This window comes from Youngiibacter fragilis 232.1, from assembly GCF_000495435.3.
GTDB lineage: Bacteria > Bacillota > Clostridia > Clostridiales > Clostridiaceae > Youngiibacter > Youngiibacter fragilis.
This window is the reverse complement of record NZ_AXUN02000099.1, coordinates 1-1,336: the sequence shown is the minus strand read 5'-3', so window position 1 is coordinate 1,336 and position 1,336 is coordinate 1. Positions and strand designations below refer to the sequence as shown.

General features: G+C 48.0%; 1 protein-coding gene. It reads right to left on the bottom strand.

Annotation, left to right across the window (positions count from 1 at the left end; genetic code table 11):
• Positions 1–83: 83 nt before the first annotated feature.
• Positions 84–1,253 (bottom strand): aminotransferase class I/II-fold pyridoxal phosphate-dependent enzyme, encoded by a 1,170-nt coding sequence (locus T472_RS05745; RefSeq protein ID WP_023387961.1) that lies wholly within the window; start codon positions 1,251–1,253, stop codon positions 84–86.
• Between the last annotated feature and the right edge of the window lie 83 nt (positions 1,254–1,336).

The window sequence follows — 1,336 nt, the reverse complement described above, 5'->3', positions numbered from 1 at the left end:
TACAGCAGTAAAAGCAACAGACTCAAATCTCAGGCATTCTACAAACATGTCATGAACTGACTCATGGCTTTCTGATTTTCCTACTACTCAAGGATCCTGCTTTCCCTTATCCTTTCCACCGCCTCAGCTATGACTTCTGCAGGAAGGACAAGGGCGAACCTTACGTAGCCTTCTCCAAGTGAACCGAAGGCATTACCGGGTGTGCATATCACACCAGTCCTCTCCATAAGCTCAGTGCAGAACTCAGTTGAGCTTTTGAATTTCTCAGGGATCCTTGCCCAGACGAACATCGACCCACTGCTTCTCGGTACGTTCCAACCGAGGCCTGTGAGTCCGTCACACAGGGCGTCCCGCCTCTTCTGGTATTCTACGCAGTTTCTGGTTACACTATCCTGTGGTCCTGTGAGTGCGGCTAACGCCGCGTACTGTATGGGCTTGAATATCCCATAGTCTATCTGTGACCTGAGCATCCTGAAGTTCCTGATGATCTCACTGTTGCCAAGCACGAAGGATACCCTGGCTCCTGTCATGTTGTAGGACTTGGACAAGGAGTAGAATTCGACTCCAACTTCCTTTGCCCCTTCAAATGAGAGGAACGAACCTCCCTTCTCACCATCATATACTATGTCTGAATATGCATTATCATGGATTATGATTATATTGTTCTTCCTTGCAAAGGCAATGAGCCTTTCATAGAATTCCGGTGATGCGGTTGCGCAGACAGGGTTCATGGGGTATGAGACGATCATAAGCTTTGCCCTTGACAGTGTCTCGTGAGGGATCGAATCCAGGTCCGGCAGATACTTGTTTTCAGGCAGCAGCGGGTAGAATGCGAGCTCTGCTCCTGAAAGGTAAGGACCTATCTCGAATATTGGGTAGCCGGGATTCGGAACAAGCACCACATCACCCCTGTTGCAGAGTGAGAACCCTATGTGCGTGAGACCTTCCTGGGAGCCGTAAAGGGACATGATCTCATCTGTCTCCAGCAGTACCCCGAATCTCTCCCTGTAGAAGAGAGCTACTGCTTCAAGGAGTGAAGGCATATCCCCCAATGAATATTTCCAGTTTTCAGGGTCCTTTGCCGCATCTATCAGAGCATCGACAATGTGCCTGTCAGGCTCAAAGTCAGGTGTCCCCACTGACATATTGTAGACTGTCCTGCCTTCCTTCAGCATTTCTGCCTTCCTGTCGTTGAGAACGTTGAAGATCCCAGTCTGGAAGTATTTCAGGTTATCCGAGAAACTCATTTCCATATCATTACCTCTTATCATCTTATTATTTTGTTTATCATCCAACCCCTTAATTGAACAAAATCGCTACGCGATAGTTCCTTAAC